The 26,360-nt window shown below is 67.3% G+C and carries 26 protein-coding genes and 1 pseudogene; 16 read left to right on the top strand and 11 right to left on the bottom strand.

Annotation, left to right across the window (positions count from 1 at the left end; translation table 11 throughout):
- Positions 1-41: 41 nt before the first annotated feature.
- From G154_RS14800 to G154_RS14790, 3 genes are all read left to right on the top strand, one after another.
- Positions 42-1,178: a citrate synthase 2 gene (locus G154_RS14800; RefSeq protein ID WP_019510283.1), complete on the top strand. Its 1,137-nt coding sequence runs from the start codon at positions 42-44 to the stop codon at positions 1,176-1,178.
- A gap of 17 nt (positions 1,179-1,195) precedes the next feature.
- A complete protein-coding gene (locus tag G154_RS14795; RefSeq protein WP_031601685.1) occupies positions 1,196-1,798 on the top strand; it encodes a maleylpyruvate isomerase family mycothiol-dependent enzyme in 603 nt (200 codons plus the stop codon).
- A gap of 107 nt (positions 1,799-1,905) precedes the next feature.
- Complete coding sequence (locus G154_RS14790; protein ID WP_019510281.1) at positions 1,906-2,358, top strand: VOC family protein; 453 nt, start codon at positions 1,906-1,908, stop codon at positions 2,356-2,358.
- Here G154_RS14790 and G154_RS14785 read toward each other — a convergent pair.
- The 3 genes from G154_RS14785 to G154_RS14775 form a co-directional block, all read right to left on the bottom strand.
- A complete protein-coding gene (locus G154_RS14785) occupies positions 2,339-4,948 on the bottom strand; it encodes a family 1 glycosylhydrolase (RefSeq protein ID WP_019510280.1) in 2,610 nt (869 codons plus the stop codon). The two genes, G154_RS14790 and G154_RS14785, sit on opposite strands and share 20 nt — an antisense overlap.
- Positions 4,949-5,030: 82 nt before the next feature.
- Complete coding sequence (locus G154_RS14780) at positions 5,031-6,680, bottom strand: FAD-dependent oxidoreductase (protein ID WP_019510279.1); 1,650 nt, start codon at positions 6,678-6,680, stop codon at positions 5,031-5,033.
- Positions 6,681-6,688: 8 nt separating this feature from the next.
- A complete protein-coding gene (locus G154_RS14775; protein WP_023986258.1) occupies positions 6,689-7,717 on the bottom strand; it encodes a diiron oxygenase in 1,029 nt (342 codons plus the stop codon).
- A 238-nt stretch (positions 7,718-7,955) separates the two neighbouring features.
- Here G154_RS14775 and G154_RS14770 point away from each other — a divergent pair, with 238 nt between their 5' ends.
- The 3 genes from G154_RS14770 (at position 7,956) to sepH (ending at position 11,096) form a co-directional block, all read left to right on the top strand.
- On the top strand, positions 7,956-8,951 hold the full coding sequence (locus G154_RS14770) for an SPFH domain-containing protein (RefSeq protein ID WP_019510277.1): 996 nt from the start codon (positions 7,956-7,958) through the stop codon (positions 8,949-8,951).
- Between the two features lie 44 nt (positions 8,952-8,995).
- Positions 8,996-10,102 (top strand): phosphoserine transaminase, encoded by a 1,107-nt coding sequence (gene serC, locus G154_RS14765; protein ID WP_019510276.1) that lies wholly within the window; start codon positions 8,996-8,998, stop codon positions 10,100-10,102.
- A 70-nt stretch (positions 10,103-10,172) separates the two neighbouring features.
- On the top strand, positions 10,173-11,096 hold the full coding sequence (sepH, locus tag G154_RS14760; protein WP_019510275.1) for a septation protein SepH: 924 nt from the start codon (positions 10,173-10,175) through the stop codon (positions 11,094-11,096).
- A gap of 7 nt (positions 11,097-11,103) precedes the next feature.
- On the opposite strand, the gene G154_RS14755 is transcribed toward sepH, so the two are convergent.
- Together G154_RS14755 and G154_RS14750 are read right to left on the bottom strand one after the other, a co-directional pair.
- Complete coding sequence (locus G154_RS14755) at positions 11,104-12,690, bottom strand: HNH endonuclease signature motif containing protein (protein WP_019510274.1); 1,587 nt, start codon at positions 12,688-12,690, stop codon at positions 11,104-11,106.
- 10 nt (positions 12,691-12,700) lie between these two features.
- Positions 12,701-13,477, bottom strand: coding sequence for a hypothetical protein (locus tag G154_RS14750; RefSeq protein WP_023986261.1), 777 nt, complete (start codon positions 13,475-13,477; stop codon positions 12,701-12,703).
- Here G154_RS14750 and G154_RS14745 point away from each other — a divergent pair.
- The 3 genes and pseudogenes from G154_RS14745 to helR all read left to right on the top strand — a co-directional run.
- Positions 13,476-14,075 (top strand): TetR/AcrR family transcriptional regulator, encoded by a 600-nt coding sequence (locus tag G154_RS14745; RefSeq protein ID WP_023986262.1) that lies wholly within the window; start codon positions 13,476-13,478, stop codon positions 14,073-14,075. The genes G154_RS14750 and G154_RS14745 overlap by 2 nt on opposite strands.
- A gap of 136 nt (positions 14,076-14,211) precedes the next feature.
- Positions 14,212-15,393, top strand: a complete 1,182-nt coding sequence (locus tag G154_RS14740) for a glycosyltransferase (protein ID WP_023986263.1) — start codon at positions 14,212-14,214, stop codon at positions 15,391-15,393.
- A 14-nt stretch (positions 15,394-15,407) separates the two neighbouring features.
- Positions 15,408-17,614, top strand: a pseudogene (helR, locus tag G154_RS14735) (RNA polymerase recycling motor ATPase HelR); the annotation flags it as partial.
- Here helR and G154_RS14730 read toward each other — a convergent pair.
- Genes G154_RS14730 through G154_RS14720 form a run of 3 tightly spaced genes read right to left on the bottom strand, consistent with a single transcriptional unit; the run spans position 17,615 to position 19,132 of the window.
- Entirely contained in the window at positions 17,615-17,884 is a 270-nt protein-coding gene (locus G154_RS14730) for a DUF2537 domain-containing protein (RefSeq protein ID WP_019510269.1), read from the bottom strand.
- Positions 17,884-18,696: an RNA methyltransferase gene (locus G154_RS14725; protein ID WP_031601689.1), complete on the bottom strand. Its 813-nt coding sequence runs from the start codon at positions 18,694-18,696 to the stop codon at positions 17,884-17,886. The genes G154_RS14730 and G154_RS14725 overlap by 1 nt, the downstream gene beginning before the upstream one ends.
- Position 18,697: 1 nt before the next feature.
- A complete protein-coding gene (locus tag G154_RS14720; RefSeq protein WP_019510267.1) occupies positions 18,698-19,132 on the bottom strand; it encodes a MarR family transcriptional regulator in 435 nt (144 codons plus the stop codon).
- Positions 19,133-19,176: 44 nt separating this feature from the next.
- Between G154_RS14720 and G154_RS14715 the strand changes: the two genes are divergently transcribed.
- On the top strand, positions 19,177-19,428 hold the full coding sequence (locus G154_RS14715) for a DUF2530 domain-containing protein (RefSeq protein WP_019510266.1): 252 nt from the start codon (positions 19,177-19,179) through the stop codon (positions 19,426-19,428).
- 14 nt (positions 19,429-19,442) lie between these two features.
- Entirely contained in the window at positions 19,443-19,898 is a 456-nt protein-coding gene (locus G154_RS14710; protein WP_019510265.1) for an SRPBCC family protein, read from the top strand.
- 10 nt (positions 19,899-19,908) lie between these two features.
- Here the strand turns inward: G154_RS14710 and G154_RS14705 are convergent, their stop codons facing one another.
- Positions 19,909-20,682 (bottom strand): DUF3027 domain-containing protein, encoded by a 774-nt coding sequence (locus G154_RS14705; protein WP_234713048.1) that lies wholly within the window; start codon positions 20,680-20,682, stop codon positions 19,909-19,911.
- A 159-nt stretch (positions 20,683-20,841) separates the two neighbouring features.
- On the opposite strand from G154_RS14705, the gene G154_RS14700 reads away from it, so the two are divergent.
- Both G154_RS14700 and G154_RS14695 read left to right on the top strand, forming a co-directional pair.
- On the top strand, positions 20,842-22,425 hold the full coding sequence (locus tag G154_RS14700; protein ID WP_019510263.1) for an MFS transporter: 1,584 nt from the start codon (positions 20,842-20,844) through the stop codon (positions 22,423-22,425).
- On the top strand, positions 22,422-22,955 hold the full coding sequence (locus tag G154_RS14695) for a DUF2771 domain-containing protein (RefSeq protein ID WP_019510262.1): 534 nt from the start codon (positions 22,422-22,424) through the stop codon (positions 22,953-22,955). The genes G154_RS14700 and G154_RS14695 overlap by 4 nt, the downstream gene beginning before the upstream one ends.
- Here G154_RS14695 and G154_RS14690 read toward each other — a convergent pair.
- Both G154_RS14690 and G154_RS14685 read right to left on the bottom strand, forming a co-directional pair.
- The gene (locus G154_RS14690) at positions 22,949-23,956 is read right to left on the bottom strand and encodes a glutathione S-transferase family protein (protein ID WP_019510261.1); all 1,008 of its coding nucleotides are present in this window, start codon (positions 23,954-23,956) and stop codon (positions 22,949-22,951) included. The two genes, G154_RS14695 and G154_RS14690, sit on opposite strands and share 7 nt — an antisense overlap.
- Before the next feature lie 53 nt (positions 23,957-24,009).
- The gene (locus G154_RS14685; RefSeq protein ID WP_019510260.1) at positions 24,010-24,420 is read right to left on the bottom strand and encodes a cold-shock protein; all 411 of its coding nucleotides are present in this window, start codon (positions 24,418-24,420) and stop codon (positions 24,010-24,012) included.
- A gap of 110 nt (positions 24,421-24,530) precedes the next feature.
- Between G154_RS14685 and G154_RS14680 the strand changes: the two genes are divergently transcribed.
- Genes G154_RS14680 through G154_RS14670 form a run of 3 tightly spaced genes read left to right on the top strand, consistent with a single transcriptional unit; the run spans position 24,531 to position 26,241 of the window.
- Positions 24,531-24,929 (top strand): YccF domain-containing protein, encoded by a 399-nt coding sequence (locus G154_RS14680; RefSeq protein ID WP_019510259.1) that lies wholly within the window; start codon positions 24,531-24,533, stop codon positions 24,927-24,929.
- The gene (moaA, locus tag G154_RS14675) at positions 24,926-25,981 is read left to right on the top strand and encodes a GTP 3',8-cyclase MoaA (RefSeq protein ID WP_019510258.1); all 1,056 of its coding nucleotides are present in this window, start codon (positions 24,926-24,928) and stop codon (positions 25,979-25,981) included. The genes G154_RS14680 and moaA overlap by 4 nt, the downstream gene beginning before the upstream one ends.
- Positions 25,982-25,983: 2 nt before the next feature.
- Positions 25,984-26,241 (top strand): MoaD/ThiS family protein, encoded by a 258-nt coding sequence (locus tag G154_RS14670; RefSeq protein ID WP_019510257.1) that lies wholly within the window; start codon positions 25,984-25,986, stop codon positions 26,239-26,241.
- Positions 26,242-26,360: the final 119 nt, after the last annotated feature.

Genomic DNA, 26,360 nt, shown 5'->3' with positions numbered 1-26,360 from the left:
GCCCACGCCGGATATCACCGGCGAGTGCGAGAATCTTCGATATGACGCAGGAGTCAGCGGTTGCCGCTGATGGTCCCGACGCGTTCACCGCCGGATTGGAAGGCGTTGTCGCGTTCACCACCGAGATCGCCGAACCCGACAAGGACGGTGGCGCGCTGCGTTACCGCGGTGTCGACATCGACGACCTGGTATCGGACCGGGTGACTTTCGGTGATGTCTGGGGGCTGCTCGTCGACGGCGACTTCGAGCGTGGCCTGCCGCCCGCCGAGCCGTTTCCGTTGCCGATCCACTCCGGTGACGTTCGCGTCGACGTCCAGGCCGGACTGGCCATGCTGGCCCCCATCTGGGGCTTTTCACCGATGCTCGACATCGACGACGACACGGCCCGTGAGCAACTCGCACGCGCATCGGCCATGGCGCTGTCCTATGTCGCCCAGTCGGCCAGAGGAATCCACCGACCCGCGGTGCCACAGCAGAACATCGATCAATGCCCGACTGTCACTGCACGTTTCATGACTCGCTGGCAGGGTGAACCGGACCCACACCATATCGAGGCCATCGACGCGTACTGGGTGACGGCGGCCGAACACGGCATGAATGCCTCCACTTTCACCGCCCGGGTCATCGCCTCCACCGGCGCCGATGTGGCCGCCGCATTATCGGGGGCGGTCGGCGCGATGAGCGGCCCCCTGCACGGTGGCGCGCCCGCGCGGGTGCTGCCGATGATCTCCGAAGCCGAACGCACGGGCGATCCCGCCGCCGTGGTGCGCGGCATCCTGGACCGCAAGGAAAAACTCATGGGCTTCGGGCACCGGGTGTACCGGGCCGAAGATCCACGCGCCCGGGTGCTGCGCGCCACCGCAGAACGACTGCGCGCGCCCCGCTTCGAGGCAGCGGCCGCCTTCGAGCAGGCGGCGCTGGCCGAACTGCGTGAACGCCGCCCCGACCGCGCCATCGAGACCAACGTCGAGTTCTGGGCCGCGGTCATCCTCGACTTCGCCCAGGTACCGCCCTCGATGATGCCGGCCATGTTCACCTGCGGACGCACCGCCGGCTGGTGTGCCCACATCCTGGAGCAGAAGCGACTGGGCAAACTGGTGCGCCCGGCCGCGGTCTACGTCGGCCCCGCACCGCGCTCACCCGAATCCGTACTCGGCTGGGACCGGATCCGTCCGTGACGGTGCTCGATCCGTCCATGACGGTGTTCGACTCGGCCGCACGCTCTTTCGAGCAACTTGTACGCGGACTCGGCACCGCGGACTGGGACGGGCCGGGTCTGGGCGACTGGGACCTGCGGGCACTGGTCGGGCACACCTCGCGGTCACTGGTGACGGTGATCGAGTACCTGAAAGGGCCCGCACCGAACGGCCCGCTGGTCGACGCGCCGGGCTACTACCTCGCGGTCCGCGATGTCAGCGCCACCGCCGGGGCCGAGGCCATCGTCGAACGCGGCAGGCAGGCCGGCCGCGATCTCGGTGATGACCCGGCCGCCGCCGTCTCGGCACTGGTCGCCACCGCGTGCTCGGATGTGGAGCAGGCCGGCGACCCGGTGATCTCGGTGATCGGCGGAATCTGCATCACGCTGTCGGAGTATCTGCAGACACGAGTGTTCGAGCTGGTGGTGCACGGCCTGGACATTGCCCGTGCAACGGGGCGCGACTACCGGCCGTCCGAGCAGGTGCTGGAGGCCGCGACCGTCCTGGCGGCCAGGATCGCAACCCGGTCTGGCCGGGGCGGGTCGCTGCTGCTGGGCCTCACCGGGCGCGCCGAGCTGGGTGACGGATTCTCGGTCGTCTGACACTGTCCTGCAGACAGGTGTGCGCTGTCGCGATGAGAATTGCGCTGTCGTCCGGTCCATACAACGACATCCCGACGTCATCCCGACGTCCCAGCTTGAGGAGCACCATGACCATCGACATCACCCCCGCCGTCATCCCGCACCTGGTCGTCCACGACGGCGCCGCCGCCATCGATTTCTACGTCAAGGCGTTCGGTGCCACCGAGCTGGGCAGACTGCCGGGCCCGGACGGTCGGCTGGTGCACGGCGCCGTACAGATCAACGGATCGACGGTGATGCTGGCCGACGACTATCCCGAATACTGCGACGGTCAGTCCGAGACACCCAAGAGCCTCGGCGGCACTCCGGTCACCATCCACCTGGTGGTCACCGACGTCGATGCCGCCTTCGCACGCGCCACCGAGGCCGGCGCCGAGGTGGTGATGCCGATCGAGGATATGTTCTGGGGCGACCGGTACGGCGTCGTGCGGGATCCGTTCGGGCACAAGTGGTCGCTGGGCCAACCGGTGCGTGAGGTCAGCGACGAGGAGCTGAGCAAGGCTATGCAGGAATTCCCGTGACCCCGGGCAGGTAGAGCTCCAGCAAGCCCGTCGGCAGCGCGTTCGCGCCGGTGATCGCACTGATCGCCGAGATGCTGGCGGGCTTGGGGGTGCGCTCGAGCTCAGGGGTGCTGGGATCGGAACCGTACAGCCCGAACTGCAGGTGATAGCCGTCGGCCCACTCCAGGTTGTCGACGAACGACCAGTACGTGTATCCACGGATATCGGTGCCGTGGGACACCAGATCCTGCACCACCGCGATGTGATTGACGATATAGCCGGGCCGCTTGGTGTCGTCATCGTCGGCGACACCGTTCTCGGTGATCCACAACGGTTTTCCGTAGGACGCGGCCACCTCGAGCACCTCGCGGAAGCCGCCGGGGTCGATGGGCTGGTTGAAATCACTACAGGTCTGCTCGGCTGCCTGGCAGCGCAGCGGGATGCCCTGCAAGAAGTTGAATCCGGGCACGGGCGCGAACCCGAAGCCGACCATCGGCTGCGAGCCGTAGTACTGCACGCCCATGAAGTCGACCTTGTCGGCGAAGCCGGGTCGCACCTCGTCGGCGTCCTTGTGCCCGTCGAAGTTCAGGTCGACCCAGCCGTCGATGACGGCATTGGGGAACCATTCGTTGAAGACCCGGTTCCAGGCGTCGGCGGCGGCCACATCCTGTGGGTTCACCGGATCGGACGGGCGAGCCGGAACCATGTTGTTGGCGAAGCCGACGAACGCCGTCGCGTCGTACTTGTGGATGGCGTCATAGGCCGCCACATGGCCACGGGCCTCGTTGACCAGGAAATGCACGGCAAGGTCAGGGCGCAACACACCGGGTGGCCAGGCCGGGACGATGCCCGGGATGGACAGGAACTGGGTCATCACCGGCGGGACCGGCTCGTTGATGGTGACCCAGTTGTCGACCTGATCGCCGAAAGTCCATGCCAGATAGGCGGCGTACTTCTCGAACTCGACCGGGGTCTGCGCAGACAACCACCCGGCGCGCTCGACGGGCAGACCCAATTGGGTCAGCGGACGGGCCGCGACCGGGTCGTGTATCCAGATCGGCAACGTGAAGTGGTTGACCGTCACCAACGGTTCGAGTCCGTGCGCACGCAGCGCCGCGAACACCGCCCGGTAGTGGGCGACCTCTTCCTGATTGGCCAACGCATCGAGCGCCTGCAGATCGGCAAGGCTGACCCCACCGCCCTCGTCGCCGATGTCGATGGCGGCCGTCGAATTCGGGAAGATCCGGCTCCACTCGATGGACATCCGGAAGGTGTTCATCCCCAACTCGTTTCGGGCCAGTTCGGCATCGGACTCATAAGACACATAGGTGCCCGGCCCGTTCTCCGGCAGTCCCTTGGTCAGCCCGAGGGCTTGGTTGAGGGGGTCGTGCACCCAGGCGTACCAATCCGAGTTCGGGTCGATCGGAGAACCGGGACCGCCCTCGGCCTGGAATCCGGCGTGCGCCACGCCCCAATGGAAATCGTCGGGGAACGACAGGTCGATGCCGGAGACCGGTGCGACGGTGACGGTGATCGTCTTGGCCACCGCGTGACCGCCGCCGGGGTTCAGCAACTGCCCGATGATCGGTATGTGTTGGAGAAATCCGAGCGGGCCGTGCCAGTGCACGCCGGAGTGCTCGTCGGACACCACCACCGTGAAACTGTCCTGTCCGCCGATCGCGGCCATCGCATTCATCGGCCGGTAGATGAAGGCACCGGTGTTCTTGTCGATCACGACCGAACCACCGTTGGCCGGCCGTCCCACCACCGTGTAGGTGAGGGCGTCACCGTCGGGATCAGATGCGCCGACGTTGCCGGTGACCAGACCCGTGCTGGTCTGGGTGGTCTCGCCGGAGTAGTCGATGCGGGGACCGGAGTTGAAGAATTCGCGCCGGACGAAGGCCAGGACCGCCCACAGCGACGGCGGACCGGTCGGACCGGCAGGCAGGCCCGCGGCGAAAGGCGCCAACACCGCACCCACGAAGCTGCGGATCACATTGACCACGTAGCTGACAGCGGTCACCGGGTTGGGCAGCGTGGGCGTCCACGCCGTGGTCACCTCGTTGGCGGACAGTGCAGCGGCCGACGACGCGGCGACCTCGGGAAGCGGCGCGGTCGCGCTCGAGCGTTCGGCCGAGACCGACAGCGACCGTGCGTCCTGCCGGGTGTCGGCGGGTTCGGGTGCCTCCTGGGTGGTCTGGGTATCGCGTGTCTCGAAGGCGTTGCGGGTGGCCGCATTTCCGTCCGATGGCCTCAGCGGTGCGTCGTTCGGCGGCGCGTCGGTCCCTTCGGCCTCCTCTACCGGGCCGGCCTCGTTGTCCTCAACCACAGGCTCTTCGGTGTCGAGTTCCTCGGTAGCATCTTCGCCGACCGAGTCTTCCTCGGGAGCGTCTTCCTCGACAGCCTCTTCCTCGGGTGTGCCTTGTTCCGGCGCGCCGACCTGGGTCTGCGCACCGTCGGTCGTGTCGTCACCGGCGTCCGTTCTCACCGACTCCCGGTTGTCCGGCGCGTCCTGAGAGCTCGGGGAATCACGGGAGTCCGCGGCGGGCGAATCGGCCAACGCCAAACCCGGTGAACCCGTTCCGATGGCGGTCCAAATACCGACCGCCATTGCCAACCCCGCCGCCCGACCACAACGCATGCATTTCCGTATACACGCTCGACACCGTCGGTGACCGCGTTTTGGCCGGTCTTCAGTGCCGCAGCCCCGCGAGAAGTCGCTTACCCAAGGGCGGACGCGGCGCGGTGGCCGCCGCAGCGAGCATGTCGGGGACCTGGGTGAACTTGCCCCGCGGCCGAACCCCGCCACCTCGCGCGATCTCGGCCGCATCGATGGCACGCCAGCCCGCGGCGTCAACGACCGCGGGCTGGCGGCCTCGGACGAGCTTGTCCAGCGCCGCCGGCCTGTGATCCGGGTCGCCGAGCCGTCCTCGGTTGTAGTCTTCGACCAGCCGGTGCACGGTCTCGGCCGCACACGACTTGTTCGAGCCGATGAAGCCCGTCGGGCCGCGTTTGATCCAGCCGGCCACATAGGTCCCCGGCGAATCGACCACCCGGCCACCGTCGTTGGGCACGACGCCCGCCCGCTCGTCGAATGGCAGATCCGCGATCGCTTTGCCGCGGTATCCGATCGAGGTGAGCACCATGCCGGCCTCGAGCACGCCGGCACCGGATCCGGTGAACTCGATACCGGTGACTCGCTGGTCGCCGAGTACGCGATGCGGTGTCACGTTGTAGGCCAACCTGATTCGCGGCCGCGTGATCGGCGCCGACGCGTCCCCGAGTTTGGCGAGGATCTCCAGCTTGTTCCTGGTCAGGGGATCGGTCACGCCGGCCAGGTCCACGATCACCTGTTGGTGGTCGGCCGCATCGAGCACCACATCGCAGGTGGTGGTCAGGCCGATGAGTTCGGGCAGGGTGAAGGCCGAGAACTGCGGACCCCGCCTCGCCGCGATCACCACTTCCTGGACGCGGGAAGACCGCAGGGCACGCAGCGCGTGATCGGCGATATCGGTGCGCGCCAACTGATCCGGGTCGGAGGTCAGGATGCGGGCGACGTCGAGTGCGACGTTGCCGTTGCCGATGATGACAACTCGCTCACCGCTGAGGTCCACCGCCAGATCGGTGAAGTCGGGATGGCCGTTGAACCACGCCACCACCTCGGTGGCGGTACCGGTTCCGGGCAGGTTCATCCCCTCGATATCGAGTCGACGATCATTGGGCGCGCCCACGGCATAGAGCACGGCGTGATGGTGCTCGAGCAGATCGGCATGCGAAATATGCTTGCCCACCTCGACATTGAGATAGAGAGTCAGGCCGTTCTGCTCGGCCATCCGGTCGAAGAGCTTGGTGACCCGCTTGGTGCTCTGATGGTCCGGCGCGACTCCGGCCCGAACCAGGCCGTAGGGCGTCGGCAGCTTTTCGAACATGTTCACCCGGACCCCTCGCTGGGTGAGCAGCTCGTCGGCCGCGTACATGGCCGCCGGCCCGGACCCGACGATCGCCACCGTCAGCGGACCCTTGCGCGGTTCGATCCGTGGCGCCTCGATCACCGGGGCCAGTTTCGAGGTCGGCGGAATCCGACCTTCCCGTTTCGGATAGAACGCCGCGTTCAGCTCGATGAACGGCAGCTGGTTGTCGGTCAGCTTGGTATCCGGCGAGATGGCCCCGACCGGACACGCGCTGACACAGGCGCCACAGTCGACACAGGCCAGCGGGTCGATGTAGAGCATTTCCGCGGTCGCGAAGCCCGGCTCATCCGGTGAGGGATGGATGCAGTTGACCGGGCACGCATAGACACAGGACCCGTCGCTGCAACACGACTGGGTGACGACATGCGGCATGACCGACGCTAGGCCACGCTGACCAGGTGCTCGCGCGCAGGTTCACTGCGGTAACGGGCCGGCGGTCCGTCGATCTTGCAGAGCTTCCAGATCAGCTTCGCGACCGGGTTCATCAGCCCGGTGTCATGGCACAGCATGCGCACGTCGGAGAACATGTTGCGCAGGAACATCCGGGATTCGGGCGCCGAGAAGAAGATCTCCTTGCGCACCGAGCGCGGAATGTCGAATTCCTTCCAGAATTCACGCGGCGGCACCACGATCGCCGAACACAGGATGCGCATGGTGAGCGGGACGAAGATCGACAGCATCCAGCGCTGCTTGCGGCGCAGCGTCGGCACCCGCTTGTGCAGGTACTGGTGCGCGAAGGAGATGTGCCGCGCCTCCTCGGCGACGTGAATCGCCATGACACGCTCCATGATCGGATGCAGGGACTTACCCTCGCGCAGCACGTTCTTCTGGGTGTGGTCGATGGGTTCCTCGCCGGCGAGAACGCCGAAGAAGAACGGGATGGGGAACGGGCCGGCGGCCAGCGGGATGATCGGCTGCAGCCACTTCAGCAGCTTGGGCATACCGGGGACGTCCACGCCCATCCGGTTCACCATCTCCTGGAACATCAGGGTGTGGTTGCACTCTTCGACCGACTCGTGCAGGCAGTAGCGGTATTCCGGTGAGCCGTTGGGCACCCAGAACGAGTACTCCATGAGGCCGCGGATGAGGATGTTCTCGAAGTGCAGACCGACCTTGGCCACATTGGCCTGGCGCCACATGCCGATCTCGATCTGCCGATCGACGGGCTGAGCCTGGTACCACGGGTGGCCGCCGATCGGGTCGGTGGCGGGCAGGATCCAGCGCTCGTCGTTGGGGATCACGGCGAATTCCGGCGAATCCCATTCGATGTCGTTGAACGGGTTGAAGCTACGGCGGACGGAGCCCTCGGAGAGGGTCTGCAACATCTCGACGTACTCGGTGTCATCCCGGACATCCATGTTCTTGCGCCACCGCTGGATCACGCGTGTCCTGGCTTCTTTGACCGCCATGTCGAGGCCTCCTTGCCTTGCCCGGCTTGCCTTGCCCGGGGGTTTACATTCGATCGCTCGATGTCTAGGAACAGTACCCGCGGTCCCACTAAATAAACAGGGGTTTTGCCCAGCTGTGGGGCAGCCGGGTTACCTGGGTCACATGTGACCGCAGTCACTGTTTTGGTGCAGTTGGGCGGCAAAAGTGACATCCCCGTAGCTAAGATTCGCCCGTCACTCTCGGCGGACGGGGAAGCTCATGAGTACACGAAAGCGCGTCGACATCACCGCCGGGACGGGGTCGGGCTCCGGCAGGAAGAAGAAGTTCCTCCTCGTCGGCGTCGCCGCGGTGTTAGTCGTCATCGGCGCGATCGTCCTGTCCTCGTGCGCCACCCAGATCGGGCCCGGACAAACCGCGGTCAAGGTCGACGACTACTGGCTGATCCCCGCGGATCCGAAGGTCGACGGGTGCATCGAACCGGAAACCTCGGCGTTCAACCCGCCGGGTGGTTTCACGGCCTACCGGTATCCATCCCGACAGATCAGCTGGGACGCCACCGGCAGCCCCGATTCCGAAGCCGATCCCACGATCGTGGTCTCCAACGCCACCGCGCCGGCCGAGCTTCGGGTTCCCGTCGTCATCACCTTCGACCTGACCAGCGACTGCGACATGCTGATGGACTTCCACCGCGATTTCGGCACCAAGTACCAGGGCTGGCTGGACGATGACGGCCTGGTCACCACCGGCTGGGTGAACCTGCTGCGCTACGTGATCGGGCAACCCGCCGAACAGGTGCTGATCAGCGTTGCCCAGAAATACACCTGGCGCGAGATCTGGAATGACGAGAAGGTGCGCATCGAGTTCCAGAACGCACTACGCGACGCGCTGCCCGGGGCCTCCAAGGCCCGTACCGACGGCCGGGAGTTCTTCACCAACTTCCAGGTGACCGTCATGAAACCGGACCCCGTGGACCAGGGCCTCAAGGACGCGATCATCGCCGAACAGAAGGCCATCGCCGATGCCCGCGCCGCCGAGGCCAAAGGCGTCGCCGATGCGAACGCCGCGCGCGCCAAGGCCGAAGCGGACCGGGCCGCCGCCCAGGCTCAGACCGAACTCGCCCGCCAGGTCGCCCTGCAGAAGCAGGCCGAGATCGCCGGCTACCCCAATGTCGAGGCGTATCTGCGGGCGCTGGCAATCGAGCATGGGCAGAACCCGTACCAGCCGACCTACGTGGTGCCCCAGGCCCAAGGCTGACCCAGCGGTAAAAACCATGTGCCCGGACCGATAATCTTGGCGGTATGGCCGAACTGACGATCCCCGCCGATATCAAGCCGAACGATGGACGGTTCGGCTGTGGACCGTCGAAGGTGCGGCCCGAGCAGTTGGCCGCCCTGGCCGCGGCGGGCGATCTGTTCGGCACCTCGCACCGGCAGGCGCCGATCAAGAATCTGGTCGGCCGCGTCCGTGACGGACTGCGTGAGCTGTTCTCCGTGCCCGACGGATACGAGGTCATCCTCGGCAACGGCGGCTCGACGGCATTCTGGGACGCCGCGGCGTTCGGCCTGGTTGACAAGCGCTCGCTGCACCTGACCTACGGCGAGTTCAGCGCGAAGTTCGCGTCGTGCGTGGCCAAGAACCCGTTCGTCGGCGACCCGATCATCGTCAAGACCGACCCGGGGACCGCGCCGGAACCCACCTCGGATCCGTCGGTGGACGTGGTTGCCTGGGCGCACAACGAGACCTCGACCGGTGTCGCGGTGCCGGTGCAGCGCCCCGCGGGTGACGCGCTGGTGCTCATCGATGCCACCTCGGCTGCCGGTGGCCTGCCCGTCGACATCACCGATACCGACGCCTACTACTTCGCGCCGCAGAAGAACTTCGCCGGAGACGGCGGTCTGTGGCTTGCGGTGCTGTCGCCCGCGGCGCTGGCCCGCATCGACGCGATCGCCGCGAGCGGACGCTGGGTACCGGACTTCCTGTCGCTGCCGATCGCGGTCGAGAACAGCCTCAAGAACCAGACCTACAACACCCCCGCCGTGGGCACGTTGATCCTGATGGCCGAACAACTGGACTGGCTCAACGGCAACGGCGGCCTGGACTGGGCGGTCAAGCGGACCGCCGACTCGTCACAGCGGCTGTACTCATGGGCAGAGTCGTCGGAGTTCGCGACCCCGTTCGTCGCCGACCCGGCGCTGCGCTCGCAGGTCGTGGGCACCATCGACTTCAACGATGACGTGGATGCCGCAGCGGTCGCCAAGGTGCTGCGCGCCAACGGGATCGTCGATACCGAGCCCTACCGCAAACTCGGCCGCAACCAGCTGCGCATCGCGATGTTCCCCGCCGTCGACCCCGAGGACATCAGCGCCCTGACCCAGTGCGTCGACTGGGTGGTCGCCAACCTCTGAGGCTGCCGACCTCAGCGTGTCTGCGCGGTAACGGACGGATAACAACGTAGGGTGCGCGAAGGAGGTCACTATGCGGGAACTCAAGGTCGTCGGACTCGATGTGGACGGCAAACGAATCATCTGCGAGGCTCCCGACTCCGGTGACAACTTCGCCATCCGTGTCGACAATCGCCTGCGCGCTGCCGTGCGCGGCGATAAGGCAACCTCAAATCAAACCGAGATCGAGGTCGAGGTGACCCAAGGATTGCGACCCAAAGAGATCCAGTCCAGGATCCGCGCGGGCGCATCCGTGGAACAGGTCGCCGCGATCGCCGGTGAAGACATCGACCGGATCCGCCGATTCGCCAACCCGGTCCTGCTGGAGCGGGCGCGCGCGGCCGAACTCGCCACCGCCGCACATCCGGTGCTGGCCGACGGACCGTCGGTGCTGACCCTGCTGGAGACCGTCACCACCGCGATGATCAACCGGGGTCTGGATCCGAACGCGACGAACTGGGATGCCTGGCGCAACGAGGACGGCCGCTGGACCGTTCAGCTGTCTTGGAAAGCAGGCAGGTCGGACCTGCAGGCACATTTCCGCTTCACTCCCGGATCACACGGGGGCACCGTGGTGGCCTTCGACGACAGTGCCTCCGAGCTGATCGATCCGAACTTCGCGCCGCGTCCGCTGCGGCCGGTGGCCGCTGTCGCGCAGCTGGATTTCGAGTCCCCCGCAGCCGCACCGGTGCCGGGACCTGTCACGCCGCCGGTGCCCGCGCCGGCCGCCGTCGCGCCGCCGGTCGCCCAGCCCGCTCCACTTCCTCCCGTTGCGGCGCCGACGCCCCCGCCGGTGGCGCAGCCCGAGCCCGCCGTGGCGCAGACTTCCGAGGACACCGTCGCGGCGGCCGAGCCCGAGCCCGCGGCCCCCAAGCCGCGTCGTACCCGCAAGGCCAAGCCGTCCGTCCCGGCGTGGGAGGACGTGCTGCTGGGCGTGCGGTCCGGGACCCAGCGCTGAGCTTTCGCTAGAACGGCGGGTCGCCGTCGAGCGCGATCTGTAGCGCATTGCGAGCCCGTTCGGCATTGACGCGGTATTCACGGTCCTGTTTCCGGGTGCGCTGTCGCGTGGGCAGGATAGGTTCGCGGTCGTCCTGGTCGATGAGGCTGATGCGTCGTGTTCTCGGTACGTCGGCGCGAATGGTGTTGCGAGGGAACAGAACTGCGGCCAACGGCCTGGTGGTGTACGCATGGCCGGTAGGTGCCGTCCAGGTGGTCGATCCGTCGGGGTGGGCGGTGGGGGTCCACCCGGTGTTCAGTGTCTTGACGAGGTGGTGCTCGCGGCAGTACGGGCGCAGGTTGCCGGGGTGAGTGGCGCCGGCGGGCCACGGGGTGAGGTGGTCGATGTCAGCTTTGTGCGCGGGGCGTCCGCAGCCCGGGAAGGCACAGGTCATGGCCGTCATACGGACGTATGCCGAGAGCTTGGCCGACGGACGGTATCGGGTTTCGGAGCCCAACTCGGCCGCGTTACTCAGGGGCCGGACTTTCGCTCCGGTGTTGATGAGTTCGGTGAGCAGGTGGGCCGGGATGATGGCGCCGTCCAGGGAGATGCCCGCTCCGGCGCCGGGCGGGGTGTACTGCGCGGCAGGTGCGGCCGGGAGCGCGGGTTCCGCAGCCGCGGCCGGCTTCTCAGCTGACTGATCCTCGTCTGATGCGTCGCCCGGCCCGCCATCGGGTTCCACCGGCCCCGACCCTGGTCCGCCCTTCGGCCCAGGTCCCGCCGCGGGCTCGGCACCCTCACCGGCGTCGGGATTCTGACCGGTGAGCACGTAGATGTTGACGGCGCTGGAGCGCGGGTCTTTGCCCGAACCCACGCAACTGCTGTCACCGCACAGGCAGGTGAGTTGGTCGGCGCCGGCTGCCAGCGCGGCGATGGCGTCGACGCGGCGCTCCCGTTTCGTGCGGGGATCGTTGGCGCAGACACCGTCGGCCAACTCATCGGCGCGAGCGTCGGTGATCTTCGCGTCCGTGGTGCGCATCCGGCCCCAGAAGGACACGACACCGTCGGGGTCATCGCGGTCACCGAATTCGAGGTAACGGTCCTTGGCCGCAGCCTTCGACCGGATGACCGCCAGCGGATCGTACTTGTGGACCCAGAAGTCGACGGCCGCGGTCAGCGCGTTCTCTGACAACATGCCGAACCCGTAGGCATTCTCGGCGATGCCGGCATCGATCGAGGCCAACGCGCCAGGGTCAGTGACCAGGTGAGTACGCCAGGTGATCGCGTTGATCACCTTGGCCGATATCGCCCCGGTACCGAACACGGCGGCGGTCCGCGGCAGCCGTTCGCGCAGGGCGACTCCGATACGCATCTGCGTGTTCGCGGCATGCGGCCCCAGGTTGCACGCCGCGCCGATCTGGGCTTTGGCTTGGGCCCAGCCGTCGATCAACTTCAGTGCCGAAGCGTCGTCCTCGTCATCGCACCAGCGCGAGGTGGCCTCGGCGATGAAGGCCAGTCGGCGAGCGGCGACGGCGGCCTCCTCCCGGGTGGCGGCTGCAACTGCGTCGATGAGCGCCTCATCGCTCATCTCCGACAGTTCCAATCGTTCGAACATACTTGCGATATTACCGAGGGGGTGCGACACGGCGGGGCATCGCAGTTGCAGTGCCGATAATCCAGGCGAACAAGAAGGCCGGCATTGCAGTGATGGAACCACCCTCGAGCGAAAGCGGTCCCTCTCGAACGACGAACGTCGCCAGCAGAAGTGGATGAGTCACGGCACCCGCCAATGCAAGATGGGCCGTGTAACGCGGCATTACGCGGTACCCGTACACCGCCGCCGCATACGAGCCAAGGGCTACAACAGTTGGCATGCCCGACATCGCGAGCAGGCCGAAGGTCAAGTCGTACAGCATGATCGACATCTCGCCGCTGCGATCCCGGCACAACAGCAGGTTGAATGCCGTGAATCCACTCAGCAACAGGACGACACACCCGCCGAAGCTCGCCGCGAAGCATGCCGGCAATAGCGACCGCTCAGGCAGCCTGTCCCGAAGGACCGCATAGAGGGCGGCACCGAAAACCAGCCACGTCGTAACGCCCACGGTGTTGAGCATCATCGTCAACGTCAATCGACCGTGGTTGCCAGCCGACCATCGCGCCAACTGGTCCCCGGCAATCTGCGTCCCAGGAAACATCCAGATCGGGTACGTCGCGAGCGTGAGCGCCGGAAGGACGAACCCTATGACTCCCGCCCAGCGCACTACACGGGGCGCGTTCCAGCCCGTCATTTTCCACCCCTTGTCCGGAATCTTACCGTTGGTAAGATAGCTATTCGCGCGACTTTGCCCCCTTGACGCGAACTTATCAATGGTCAGTTCGCCGGTAGGGTACGTGACCATGGCAAACACCTCGAGGCCGTACCACCACGGCGATCTCGAACGTGCAGTGATCGACGGCGCGGTGGACGAAGTACAGACAGAGGGCATCGCCAGGGTGAGCATGCGTCGCATCGCTCGGCGCGCAGGTGTCTCGCACGCAGCGATCGCCTATCGCTTTGGAGACAAGACAGGTGTTTTCACCGCCGTGGCTACGGAAGGATTCCGTCTGCAGGCAGACATGCTCCGGTCATCCGCGAATGGAGTCGACGACTTCCTCCGCGGCGGCCAGGCGTACATCACTTTCGCACTTGCCCATCCCGGCTACTTCGAAGTGATGTTTCGCCCATACCTGTACCGCGGCGACGATCCCAGTCTGTTGGACGCAAAGGGGGCGGCGTTCGAGGTGTTGAGTGGCACCGCGCGCGCCAGCCTCGGTGAGCACGCCGGCGAAGAAGAGGTGTCTGCTCTGGCTCTCGCCGGATGGTGTATGTCCCATGGATTTGCAACCCTGGCGCTCACGTCGAACATCCTCGAGTTGCGGAATGCCGACCCCATTGCTGTCGCCGAGAAAATACGAACAGGCACTGTCGCACTGGGGAAACTCGCCGCCAAGCTGTAACGCTCATCCACATCACACCAAAAAAGGGAAGGCATCGCGCCTTCCCACTCTCACTTTATAGCGCACCCCCGGGCTTGCGGCAAGGCCCGGGGTATGCCGCAGAATCACTGTCCTCGAACGAGATTCAGGGGGAACAGTGCGAGTTTTGCTCTACACATTCGGGTCACGCGGGGATATCCAACCGCTGCTCGCGTTGGCCATCGCGCTGCGCGACCGAGGCGCCGAAGCCGTCTTCTGCGCACCGCCGGACTTCGCGGATCTGCTCGCGACCAACGGCATGGAGCACGTGCCCACCGGCCCGTCGGTGCACGAATTGGTGCACGTCCGCAAGGCCACCCACAAGGACGCCCCGGCCCTTGCCGCGGAACTGGTCGCCACCCAGTTCGGCACGCTGCAGACCGCGCAGCGGTGCGACGCCATCGTCGGGACCGGCCTGATGCCGGCAGGGATGCGCTCGGTGGCCGAGTTGGCCGGAATTCCCTACCGCTGCGCGGTGTTCACCCCGCACGTGCTGCCCTCACCGCATCACCGTCCGTTGCCGCGGCCGGGTAAGCCGTTCCCGGAGGGCCTGACCGATAGCGCACGATTGTGGGAACTGGACGCCGAGAAGGTCCAGGCCCTCTACGGACCGGCACTCAACGAGCACCGCGCGAGAGCCGGCCTCGATCCCGTCACCGACGTCCGCGACCACACGTTCACCGACAGCCCGTGGTTGGCCGTCGACCCGGTGATAAGTCCGTGGCCACCGGCACCGAACATCAGCCCGATCCAAACCGGCGCCTGGATCACCCCGGACCGCCGCCCGCTGCCGGCCGACCTCGACGATTTCCTGGCTGCGGGCCCACCACCGGTCTATGCCGGATTCGGCAGCGTCACCGCGCCCGAGGATGCCGCCAGCACCGCCGTCGAGGCCATCCGCAGCCGTGGCCACCGCATCGTGCTCGGTAGCGGCTGGGCAGGCCTGACGAGCACCGCCGAGGACTGCTTCATGATCGGCGAGGTCAACCAGCAGGCCCTGTTCCCGCGCATGGCGGCCGTCATCCATCACGGCGGGGCGGGCACCACCACCACGGCCGCGGCGGCCGGTGTCCCGCAGGTGGTGGTGCCCCAGATCGTCGACCAGCCCTACTTCGCCCGTCGTGTCGCCGCGCTCGGTATCGGCGTCGCCCACGACCGACCTGCGCCGACGGTGAACACACTCGCCGAAGCGCTTAGGCTGGTAATGCAGCCCGAGATACGCACCCGCGCGAGCGCCCTCGCCCCCACCATCGCCACCGACGGGGCGGGCACCGCCGCGACGATGCTACTCGACGCATGACAGAGACTATTCGAATCAACAAGGGGCACATGACTTCCCACGAGTACGAAGCGGAACTGCTCGCCGAGCGCGAGTACGTCGCCGCTCTCTACACACGCCTGGACAACGAGCGCGCACGCGCCGACGAGCGCTACCGCGCCGCGCTGCGGGGCGATATCGACAAGCAGGACGGTGCGACGCTGGTGCAGCGTGACGCCGACGTGCGTGCGCTGGCCGGTGAGGTCAGCCGCCTCGACGTGGCCGACAGCGGGCTGTGCTTCGGCCAACTGGAGAGCGTCGAAGGTGAGCGGTCCTATATCGGCCGTATCGGATTGTTCGACAACCAGAACGACTACGAACCGCTGCTGCTGGACTGGCGCGCGCCCGCGGCCCGCGCCTTCTACGTGGCGACCGCCGCCAACCCCGAAGGCATGCGACGACGTCGCCAGTTCCACACCAGGGGACGCGACGTGCTCGACTTCACCGACGAAGTGCTGGGCAGGCCCGGGGACGACGGCGCACTGGAAGCGTCCAGCGATGCCGCGCTGCTGGCCGCGGTCAACGCACCGCGCACCGAGGGCATGAGCGATATCGTCGCCACCATCCAGGCCGAGCAGGACGAGATCATCCGGCTGGATCATGCCGGCGTCCTGGTCATCGAGGGCGGGCCGGGCACCGGCAAGACCGTCGTCGCGCTGCATCGCGTCGCCTACCTGCTCTACACCCAACGGGAACGGATGGAGCGCCACGGCGTCCTGGTCATCGGCCCGAGCCCGGCGTTCCTCAACCATGTCGGTCGGGTGCTGCCCTCCCTCGGCGAGACCAACGTGGTGTTCCTGACCACCGGCGAGCTGTTCCCCGGGATACGCACCACCGCCGAGGACAGTCCCGAGGCCGCCCGCATCAAGGGCTCGCTGGGAATGTTGGACATCCTGAAAGCCGCGATCGCAGACCGGCAACGCACCCCGGAGGAGCCGCTGGAGATCAAGCTGGCCGATGTCACGGTGGCCATCAACGCCGAGACCGCCGAATGGGCGATCCAGGAGGCACGCGAGACGGGGCTCCCGCACAACGATGCCCGCACCACCTTCGTCGACGTCATCACCTGGGTGCTCACCGAGCGGGCGATCGCGCGGATCGGCAAGGGCTGGCTGAGCCGCGAGGACAAGCAGGCCTGGGAGCATCTGCGCTCCGAGTTGCTCGACGAACTCGACGACCACGAGGGGCTGGCCAGGGCGTTGAACCAGCTGTGGCCCGAGTTGACCCCGCAGGCACTGCTGTCCGGCCTCTACGAGTCCCCGGAGCGGCTCACCGCCGCCGGTGCCGATCAGGCGCTCCACCGCGCCGACGGTGCGGCGTGGACGGTCTCCGATGTGCCGCTGCTCGACGAACTGGTCGACCTGCTGGGCGGTATCAAGGTCGACAAAGCCGCCGAACGGGAACGCCAGGAGGAGCAGGCCTACGCCGCCGGTGTGCTGGACCTGATGGTGGCCCGCGAGGATCTGATGGACGACGAGGACCACCTGATCGCAGCGGACCTTATCGACGCCGAGGAACTGGCCGACCGGTTCACCGAACGCGACACCCGCGATCTCGCCGAACGGGCCGCAGCCGACCGCGAGTGGACCTACCGGCACGTCGTCGTCGATGAGGCGCAAGAGCTTTCCGAGATGGACTGGCGGGTGCTGATGCGCCGCTGCCCGAGTCGGTCGTTCACGATCGTCGGCGACCTGGCGCAGCGCCGCAGCGCGGCGGGAGCCACCTCGTGGGCCGATATGCTCAAGCCCTATGCGGCGGACCGCTGGGTGTACCGGCCGCTGACGGTCAACTACCGCACGCCGGCCGAGATCATGGCCGTCGCCGCCGCGGTGCTCGCCGAGTTCGCACCGACCGTGCAACCCCCCGAGTCGGTGCGCTCGTGCGGCGTTCAACCGTGGGCCAAGCAGGTGTCCGAGGACGAAATTGCCTCGGCGATAGCGGCTTTCACGGAAGACGAGGCGACGCGGGAGGGCACCAGCGTGGTGATCGGCCCGCCCGGCATGCCCGGCGCGGTGACCGCCGCGCATACCAAGGGTCTGGAATTCGATGCCGTTCTGGTGGTGGCACCCGAGCGGATTCTGGCCGACGGTCCACGCGGTGCGGCCGAACTCTACGTGGCGCTCACCAGGGCCACCCAGCGGCTGGGGGTGCTGCACCTGGGGCCGCTGCCACCCGCGCTGCAGATGTTGGCCTGACGGGTTCGCTACTGGGACAGGGCCATCGCCAACAGCACAAGCCATCCGACGGACACCCCGACCGCCGAACCGAGAACGAACCAGCGCCGCACCGGAATCCGGCGCCATCCCCAGACGGTCGGGGCCAGCCCGCCGACGGCCACCAGGTTGAGGCCCAGAGCCAACAACGGGTGGATGCGCAGCAGGCCCAGACCGAGCACCACGATGGCCGTGCCGACCACACCGGCGACGAACGCCGCCACGGTCAGCCCGGTACCCCAGGGTGTTGGCTCGCTCATCACTGCAATCTAGCCCGCTCGTAAAAGGCCAGCGCCGCAGCGGTGGCCACGTTGAGCGAGTCGGTGCCCCGTGACATCGGGATACGCACCCTGACATCGGCGGCCCGCATGGTGTGTTCCTTCAGCCCCGGCCCCTCGGCCCCGACCATCATCGCGATCTTCACGTCGCCGAGTTCCGCCATCGCCGAGGCGAGGGTCGGGGCGGCCGGGTTGGGCGTCATCGCCAGAACCCGGAACCCGTTGTCGCGCAGCGTGTCGAGTTCCGCGGGCCAGGCCGGCGCCCATGCATAGGGCACCAGTAGGGCGTGCCCCATCGACACCCGCACCGCGCGCCGGTACAGCGGGTCGGCGCACCCGGTGCCGAAGATCACCGCGTCCACCCCCAGGCCGGCGGCATTGCGGAAGATCGAGCCGAGGTTCTCGTGGTCGTTGACACCCTCCAGGACCGCGACGGTGCGGGCACCGTCGAGCACCTGCTCGACGGTCAGTTCGGTAGGTCTTGGCGCGGCGGCCAGCACACCGCGGTTGAGGTGAAAGCCGATGACCTCGGCCATCACCTCGGCGCCGGCGCGGTAGAACGGCACGTCCACACCGTCCAGGTCGGTTGCCAGTTCACCGAGGCGCCGGTCGGTGCCCAGCATCGCCCTCGGCCGGAACCGAGAGGCGATCATGCGTTGCACCACCAGCACACCTTCGGCGATCACGAGGCCCTTGCCGCTGGGCAGGTCCGGGCGGCGGTCCACACTGTTCAGATCGCGGAAATCGTCAAGGCGAGGGTCGGCCGGGTCCGCGATATCGATGACGTCGGCCAGCTCAGGCACCCTCGTCGACGATGGCGAGCATCAGGTCGGCGGCGGCCAACAGCGTGGCGCGCTCGTCGGCGGTCAGCTCGTCGAGCCGCTGCTGCAGCCATTCCCGACTGGCCCGGCGTTCGGCCTCGATCAGCTCCATGCCGGCCGGTGACACCGACACCAGCACCTGGCGCCGGTCGTCCGGATGTGCGATGCGGTCCACGAACCCGAGATCGACAAGGGACGCGATCACCCTGGTCATCGACGGCGGCCGGACCCGCTCGCGAGCGGCCAGCGCACCCGGGGTGATCGGCCCCTCCTTGACCAGCGTCGCCAAGGCGGAGAGCTGCGACAACGACACCGGAGAGTCCGGCCGGCGGAACCGCAGTTGGCGCGCCAACCGGATCACGGCCAACGACAGATCGCTCGGCAGCCGGGCGTCGACGTCGTCTGTCACAGGTCCGAACAATACCCAGCGGGCATCGGCTAGGTTGTCAACCGATGCCCGAGGACACCGCACCGCAGCCGCCCGCCCTCCCGGCGCGGTTGCTCGACCCGGTCCCGGTGGTCGTGGTGATCGCGATCGCCTGGCTCGTCGCGGTGGTGCTCGCCTTCACCGTCCCTGCCCTGCACGACTGGCGGCCGATCACGGTGGCCGGAGTCGGCGTCGGCATTCTGGGTACGTCGATCTTCCTGTTGCAACGGCGCTCGGCCCGTCGTGGGGACCGCGGCGCGCAACAGGGCCTCACCTGACAAGGAGCACACACATGGGAGCCCCACTGCTGCAAGCCCAGATCGATATCGATGCCCCGCCGGCAAAGGTGTGGGCACTGATATCGGATCTGAGCCGGATGCCCGAATGGAGCCCGCAGACGCGCAAGATGAAGTTGCTCGGCGGGATGCGGGTCGGCGCCAAGACGGTGAACGTCAACCGGCGAGGCCTGCAGGCATGGCCGACGACGAGCACCATCACCGCGATCGAGCCCGAGCGCAGGCTGGCATTCCGGGTGGACCTGAACGGGACCGAGTGGAGCTACGAGTTGGAGCCCATCGACGGCGGCACCAGGGTCATCGAGAGCCGCCGCGCACCCAACGGCGTCAAGAAGGTGTCGACGGTGCTGGTCAACGCCATGATGGGCGGTGTGCCCAGCTTCGAAGAGGAGTTGGTCGACGGCATGAATCAGACGCTCGCTCGCATCAAGGACGCCGCCGAACGCGGCTGAGCGGCCCGGCTCAGGTCAGGTCGAGGACGCCGTCGTCGAACGGCACGTACAGCGGCGAGCCGGACCCGGCGGGAACCGGAGTGTCCGAATGCGCGCCGCAGCCGTACGTGCTCTCGACCACGCGGCCGTCGGCGGACAACTCGTTGCAGCAGACCCCGAACAGGGTGCCCAACGACCCGGACAACTGCACGTAGAAACCACATTCGCGGCACACCCGCTTGGTGGCCCGCGCCATCGCCGATGACGGGCCGAATTCGCCTTCGTGCCAACGTTCTGCCGCGTCGAGGCGGCCCTCCAGGCTCAGCACACGGCGCCGGCCCAAGCCGATCTCGCCGGCCAGCTCGTCGAGTTCGGGGTCGCCGCTGGACAGATAGCCGGGGACCAACCGGGGATCATCGGGCGGGGTGGCCAACAGGTCGCCGGGACTCAGATCGCCGGGCTGGACGCGTTCGTCCCAGGGCACCCACTGCGGCGCCAGCAGGGCCGTCGGGCCCGGCACCAACACGACCTCGCTGATGGTCACATGATCGGCGCCGGGGTAGGCGGCGACCACCACGGCCCACTGCCAACCCTGATAGCCCGGTTGCACGGCCAGGAAGCGATGGGTTGCCGCCGACTGGTCGTCGAACACCGCGCCGAGGTACTCACCGATCGAGTCGGGTCCGCTGACCTCCTCGATCGCTTCGCGCGCAGGCCCGACGGCGCCCATCAGCAAGGCTTCCAGGGCTGGCGCTCGCTCGGGCGACACCTCGGTGTCCGGGGCGGAGTTCTCGGCTTCGGTCATGCTGTCCATCGGCGTCCATATTGCCTGACCCGACCCGTCGGAGCCACACCGGTGGCCTGCACGCGGGTGCGCAGGTCTTGAGGGACAATCGAGCACGTGTCTTCCCGGGATCCCCGCTACCACCCGCCGCGGCCGCCGTCGGCCGACGAGCACCCGGGCATGGCCAACTATCCCAGCGACGCCGACCTCCCCCGGCAACGCAGGCAGCAGACGCCCAGCGCCAACCGTTGGCTGCCACCCCTCGACGACCAGACCACCAACCACCGACGTAACGATCCACCGCCGCCGCGCAGCAGCGCCACCGGCGGCGAGCGCATCACGGTCACCCGCGCCGCCGCCCAGCGCAGCCGTGAGATGGGATCACGGATGTACGGCCTGGTGCACCGCGCCGCCACCGCCGACGGCGCCGACAAATCCGGTCTGACGGCGCTGACATGGCCGGTGGTCGCCAACTTCGCGGTGGACGCGGCGATGGCGGTGGCGCTGGCCAACACCCTGTTCTTCGCGGCGGCCTCCGGGGAGAGCAAGAGCAAGGTCGCGCTGTATCTGTTGATCACCATCGCGCCGTTCGCGGTGATCGCACCCCTGATCGGCCCGGCCCTCGACCGACTTCAGCACGGCCGCCGGGTGGCGCTGGCGTGCTCGTTCGCCGCCCGCACCGTGCTGGTCGTGGTGCTGATCGCCAACTACGACGGCGCGACGGGCAGCTTCCCGTCCTGGGTGCTGTACCCGTGCGCGCTCGGAATGATGGTCTTGTCCAAGTCTTTCAGTGTGTTGCGCAGTGCGGTGACACCGCGCGTGCTGCCGCCGTCGATCGACCTGGTGCGGGTGAACTCCAGGCTGACGACATTCGGGCTCATCTTCGGGACGATGATCGGCGGCGGTATCGCTGCGGGCTCGGAGTATCTGTTCAACATGCTCGAACTGCCCGGCGCGCTGTATGTGCTCGTCGCCGCGACCGTCGGCGGCGCCATCCTGGCCATGCGCATCCCGAAGTGGGTGGAGGTCACCACCGGTGAGGTGCCCGCCACACTGAGCTATCACGGTGGCACCGACCAGCTGCGCAGGCGCCCGGATCGCAGCGCCGCCCGGCAACCACTGGGCCGCAACATCATCACCAGCCTCTGGGGAAACTGCACGATCAAGGTGATGGTCGGTTTCCTGTTCCTGTATCCGGCCTTCGTGGCCAAGGCGCACGGCGCCGGCGGTTGGGAACAGCTGCGCATCCTCGGCCTCATCGGCGCCGCCGCGGCCATCGGCAACTTCGCCGGAAACTTCACCGCCGCGCGGCTCAAGCTCGGTAGGCCTGCCCTGCTGGTGGTCCGCGCGGCCATCGTCGTGACGGCGGCGGCGTTGGCGGCCGCGGTCACCGGCAACCTGCTGGTCGCCGCCGCGGCAACGCTGATCACCTCCGGCTCCAGCGCCATCGCGAAGGCATCGCTGGACGCATCGCTGCAGGACGACCTGCCCGAGGAATCGCGGGCCTCGGCATTCGGCCGCTCCGAATCGGTGTTGCAGCTGGCCTGGGTGCTCGGCGGGGCGACCGGCGTTCTCATCTACACCGAACTGTGGGCGGGCTTCACGACCGTCACCGCGATACTGATTCTGGGGCTGGCACAGACATTGGTCAGTTACAACGGCGCATCACTCATCCCGGGATTTGGCGGCAACCGTCCCGTCCTGGCCGAAACCGAAGGCGGCATCCTGAACTCCCCCGATCCCACCGTCCGGAGCCATCGATGAAGCGCGGCCTGGCAGCCCTCGCCATCGTCGCACTGCTGGCCACCGCGGGCACCGTCGCGTTGGTGATGCAGCTGCGCAAGCAGCCGCACAGCCCGTTCCCGCAGATCAGCGCCTACTCACACGGGGAGACCGTCCGCATCGGACCGTACTTCTACTGCAGTGTGGAAAATCTCGATGATTGCGAGAACCCGGAGACGACGGGCGAGCTCACCCTCACCTCGCGTAGCGCGCTGCAGCTTTCCGTCGAGCCTGCGATTGCCAGGGCGCCCTGGTGGCTGGCACGCACGTACGAGGGTGCCGATGCCGCGATCGTGCAGGAGTTCCGCCCGAATACCAGGACGGCGGTGACGATCCCGCCGATCGACGCGCGGTACGGCAGGCTGACCGGAGTGGTGGTACAGCTGCCGACACTGGTACGTGACGAGTTCGGCAACGAGTTCCCGCTACCGCACGCCGAATGGTCGGTGCGCACCGTCTGGGAGCCCTCCGCGCAGTACCCGGAGTCGGTGTCGGATTACCCCGGTCACTGACCGGCGGTGTGCCCGGCCGGTACCCGCTCGCCCTCACGCGTGGGCCCAGGCGGCGTGCCGTCGCCGAATGGCCTGCCGCCCAGGGATTCCCGGCCGTGCGGTGTCAGCCAGCCGGCCAGCTCCGGCCCCTTCGGGACGACCTGGGTGGGGTTGATGTCGGTGTGCACGATGTAGTAGTGCTGTTTGATCTGCACGAAGTCGGTCGTGTCGCCGAAGCCCGGGGTCTGGAACAGATCACGCGCATAGGCCCACAGCACCGGCATCTCGGAGAGCTTCGACCGGTTGCACTTGAAGTGTCCGTGGTAGACGGGATCGAACCGCGCCAGGGTGGTGAACAGCCGCACATCGGCCTCGGTGATGGTGTCGCCGACCAGATACCTTTGCGCGGAGAGCCTTTCGGTCAGCCAATCCAGCGCGGTGAACAGCCGGTCGTAGGCGGCGTCGTAGGCGTTCTGGGATCCGGCGAATCCGCAGCGGTAGACCCCGTTGTTGACCTCGGTGTAGATGCGCTGGGCCACCTCGTCGATCTCATCGCGCAGCGGTTCGGGATAGAGCTGCGGGGCGCCCTCGCGGTGATACTGCGTACACTCGGTGGAGAAGTCCAAGGTGATCTGGGCGAAGTCGTTGGTGACCACCTGGCCGGTGGGCACGTCGACGATGGCGGGCACCGTGACGCCCTTGGGGTAGTCCGGGATGCGCTTGTCATAGGCATCGCGCAGATAGTGGATGCCCAACACCGGATCGACCCCGTCGGGATCGAGGTCGAAGGTCCAGCTGCGCTCGTCGTGGGTGGGTCCGCAGAATCCGATGGACAACACGTCCTCCAGGCCCAGCAGCCGGCGCACGATGATCGCGCGATTGGCCCATGGGCACGCCCGTGCCACCACCAACCGGTAGCGGCCGGGCTCGACGGGATAACCGTCGGCACCGTCGGCGGTGATGCGGGTGTCGATGTACTTGGTGTCGCGGCTGAACTCACCCTCGGGGTTCACATAGCTCATGGCACCAGTGTTCCCAATTTCGCGCCAAAACCCGCAGTCTCGGCGCGGACGATCTAGGCGTCGAGCTCGCGCGCCACTGCCTTGACGACCTCGGACACCCGCCGGGCGACCTTGCGGTCGGGGTACTTGCCGTTGCGCAACTCGGGCTGGATCGTGCTCTCCAGCAGCGTGATCAGGTCACCGATCATGCCGTGCAGCTCATCGGGGGTGTGCTTGCGCTCGACGGTGGCCGTCTCACGGCGCGTCCGCGACAGGCTCGGCGGCGGATCGATCAGCTTGACCTGCAGCGCCTGCGGGCCGCGGCGGCCGGCGGCAATGCCGAACTCGACCTTCTGGCCGGCCTTGAGTCCCTCGACACCCGAGGGCAGCGCCGAGGAGCGCACGTAGACGTCCTCGCCCTCCTCCTGGGAGAGAAAGCCGAAGCCCTTCTCGGAGTCGTACCACTTCACCTTGCCGGTCGGCACTGCTGTCACCCGTTCACTCGGTAGATCACATAATTAATGCGTCCCGCCTGCGCAGGACGCAATGGCTTTGATCCTAACAAGTAGGCTGGGCGGACAGCCCGGAGGAGACCATGCGCCTGATCCTGAACGTCATCTGGTTGATCTTCGGTGGGCTCTGGCTGGCACTTGGCTACTTCCTCGCCGGGATCATCTGCTTCATCTTGATCGTCACCATCCCGTTCGGGTTTGCCGCCTTCCGCATCGGCGTCTACGCCCTGTGGCCGTTCGGCTACAAGGTCGTCGACAAGCCCGGGGTGCGGCCCGGCGCAGCGATCGGCAACGTCATCTGGTTGATCGTCGCCGGGATCTGGCTGGCGATCGGTCATGTGCTCTCCGCAATCGCCTTCGCCATCACCATCATCGGCATCCCGCTGGCCATCGCGACACTCAAGCTGATCCCGGTCTCGCTGATGCCGCTGGGCAAGGAGATCGTGCCGACCGACGAACCGTTCGCCGGAGTCGCGCGGTGACGGTGACCAATCTCGGGCTGCCCATGCCGACGCGGCCGAACACTCCGGGCATGCCCACCCGCGGCCCGTTGGTCGACACCTTCGGCCGCGTCGCCACCGATCTGCGCGTCTCGTTGACCGACCGCTGCAATCTGCGCTGCACCTACTGCATGCCCGCCGAGGGCCTGGACTGGTTGCCGGACAACCAGCTGCTGCGCGCCGACGAACTGGCCAGACTGCTGCGTATCGCCGTGACGCGGCTCGGCATCACCAGCATCCGGTTCACCGGCGGCGAGCCACTGGTGTCCCGGGACCTCGAAGCCACCATCGCCGCTGCGGCGGCATTACATCCCCGCCCCGAGATCGCCGTGACCACCAACGGCCTCGGTCTCAAGCGGCGCGCCAAGGCACTCAAGGACGCGGGCCTGAACCGGGTGAACGTCTCACTGGACACGGTCAACGCCGAACATTTCGCCCAGATCACCCGTCGCGACCGGCTCGATGATGTGTTGGCAGGCCTGGCAGCCGCCGCCGAGGCCGGCCTGGGACCGGTCAAGGTCAACGCGGTCCTGGATCCGCGCACCGGCCTCGACGACGTGGTGCCGCTGCTGCGCTTCTGCCTGGACCACGGCTACCAACTCCGGGTGATCGAGCAGATGCCACTGGACGCCGGCCATGAATGGTCGCGCGCCAAGACCATCGACGGTCAGACGGTCCTGGACACCCTGCGCCGACACTTCGACCTACGGCCCGACCCCAGCCCGCGGGGCTCGGCACCGGCCCAGTTGTGGCGGGTGGACGGCGGCACCGGGACCGTCGGCGTCATCGCCTCGGTCTCGGAGTCGTTCTGCGGGGCGTGTGACCGGACCCGGCTGACCGCCGACGGCCAGATCCGCAACTGCCTGTTCGCGACGACGGAGACCGACCTGCGCCGGCTGCTACGCGACGGCGCGGACGACGACGACATCGAGGCGGCCTGGCGGTCGGCGATGTGGGCGAAGGCGGCCGGACACGGCATCAACGACCCCAACTTCGTCCAGCCCGCACGACCGATGAGCGCGATCGGCGGCTAGCTGTGAGCGAGATAGAGATAGAGGTCCGGTACTTCGCGGCCGCACGGGCGGCGGCAGGAACCGAGACCGAAACGTTGCGGGTTCCGGGCGGGACCACCGTGCTTGCCGTCGTCGACGAACTGGCCGGGCGCGGGCCCGAGTTGGCGAAAGTGCTCGCACGCTGCTCGTACCTGGTCGACGGAGTGGCGGTACGCGATAAAAACGTTCCGCTCTCAACGTCCGAGACGCTCGACGTGTTACCCCCATTCGCCGGCGGATAGCCGTGATTTGCGTCACATAGCGAACCGGCCACCTGGGGTACACCTGCGGTTTGCGCCCGGAAAACACCTGCAGAAACGCCCGAGCTCCCTGCGCCTTTAATGTCCTCTCATAGTTCTTA

This window comes from Mycobacterium sp. VKM Ac-1816D (genome assembly GCF_000416385.1).
Taxonomy (GTDB): Bacteria; Actinomycetota; Actinomycetes; order Mycobacteriales; family Mycobacteriaceae; genus Mycobacterium; species Mycobacterium neoaurum_A.
The sequence above is the reverse complement of the archived record's forward strand: the minus strand, read 5'-3'. Positions and strand labels throughout refer to the sequence as shown.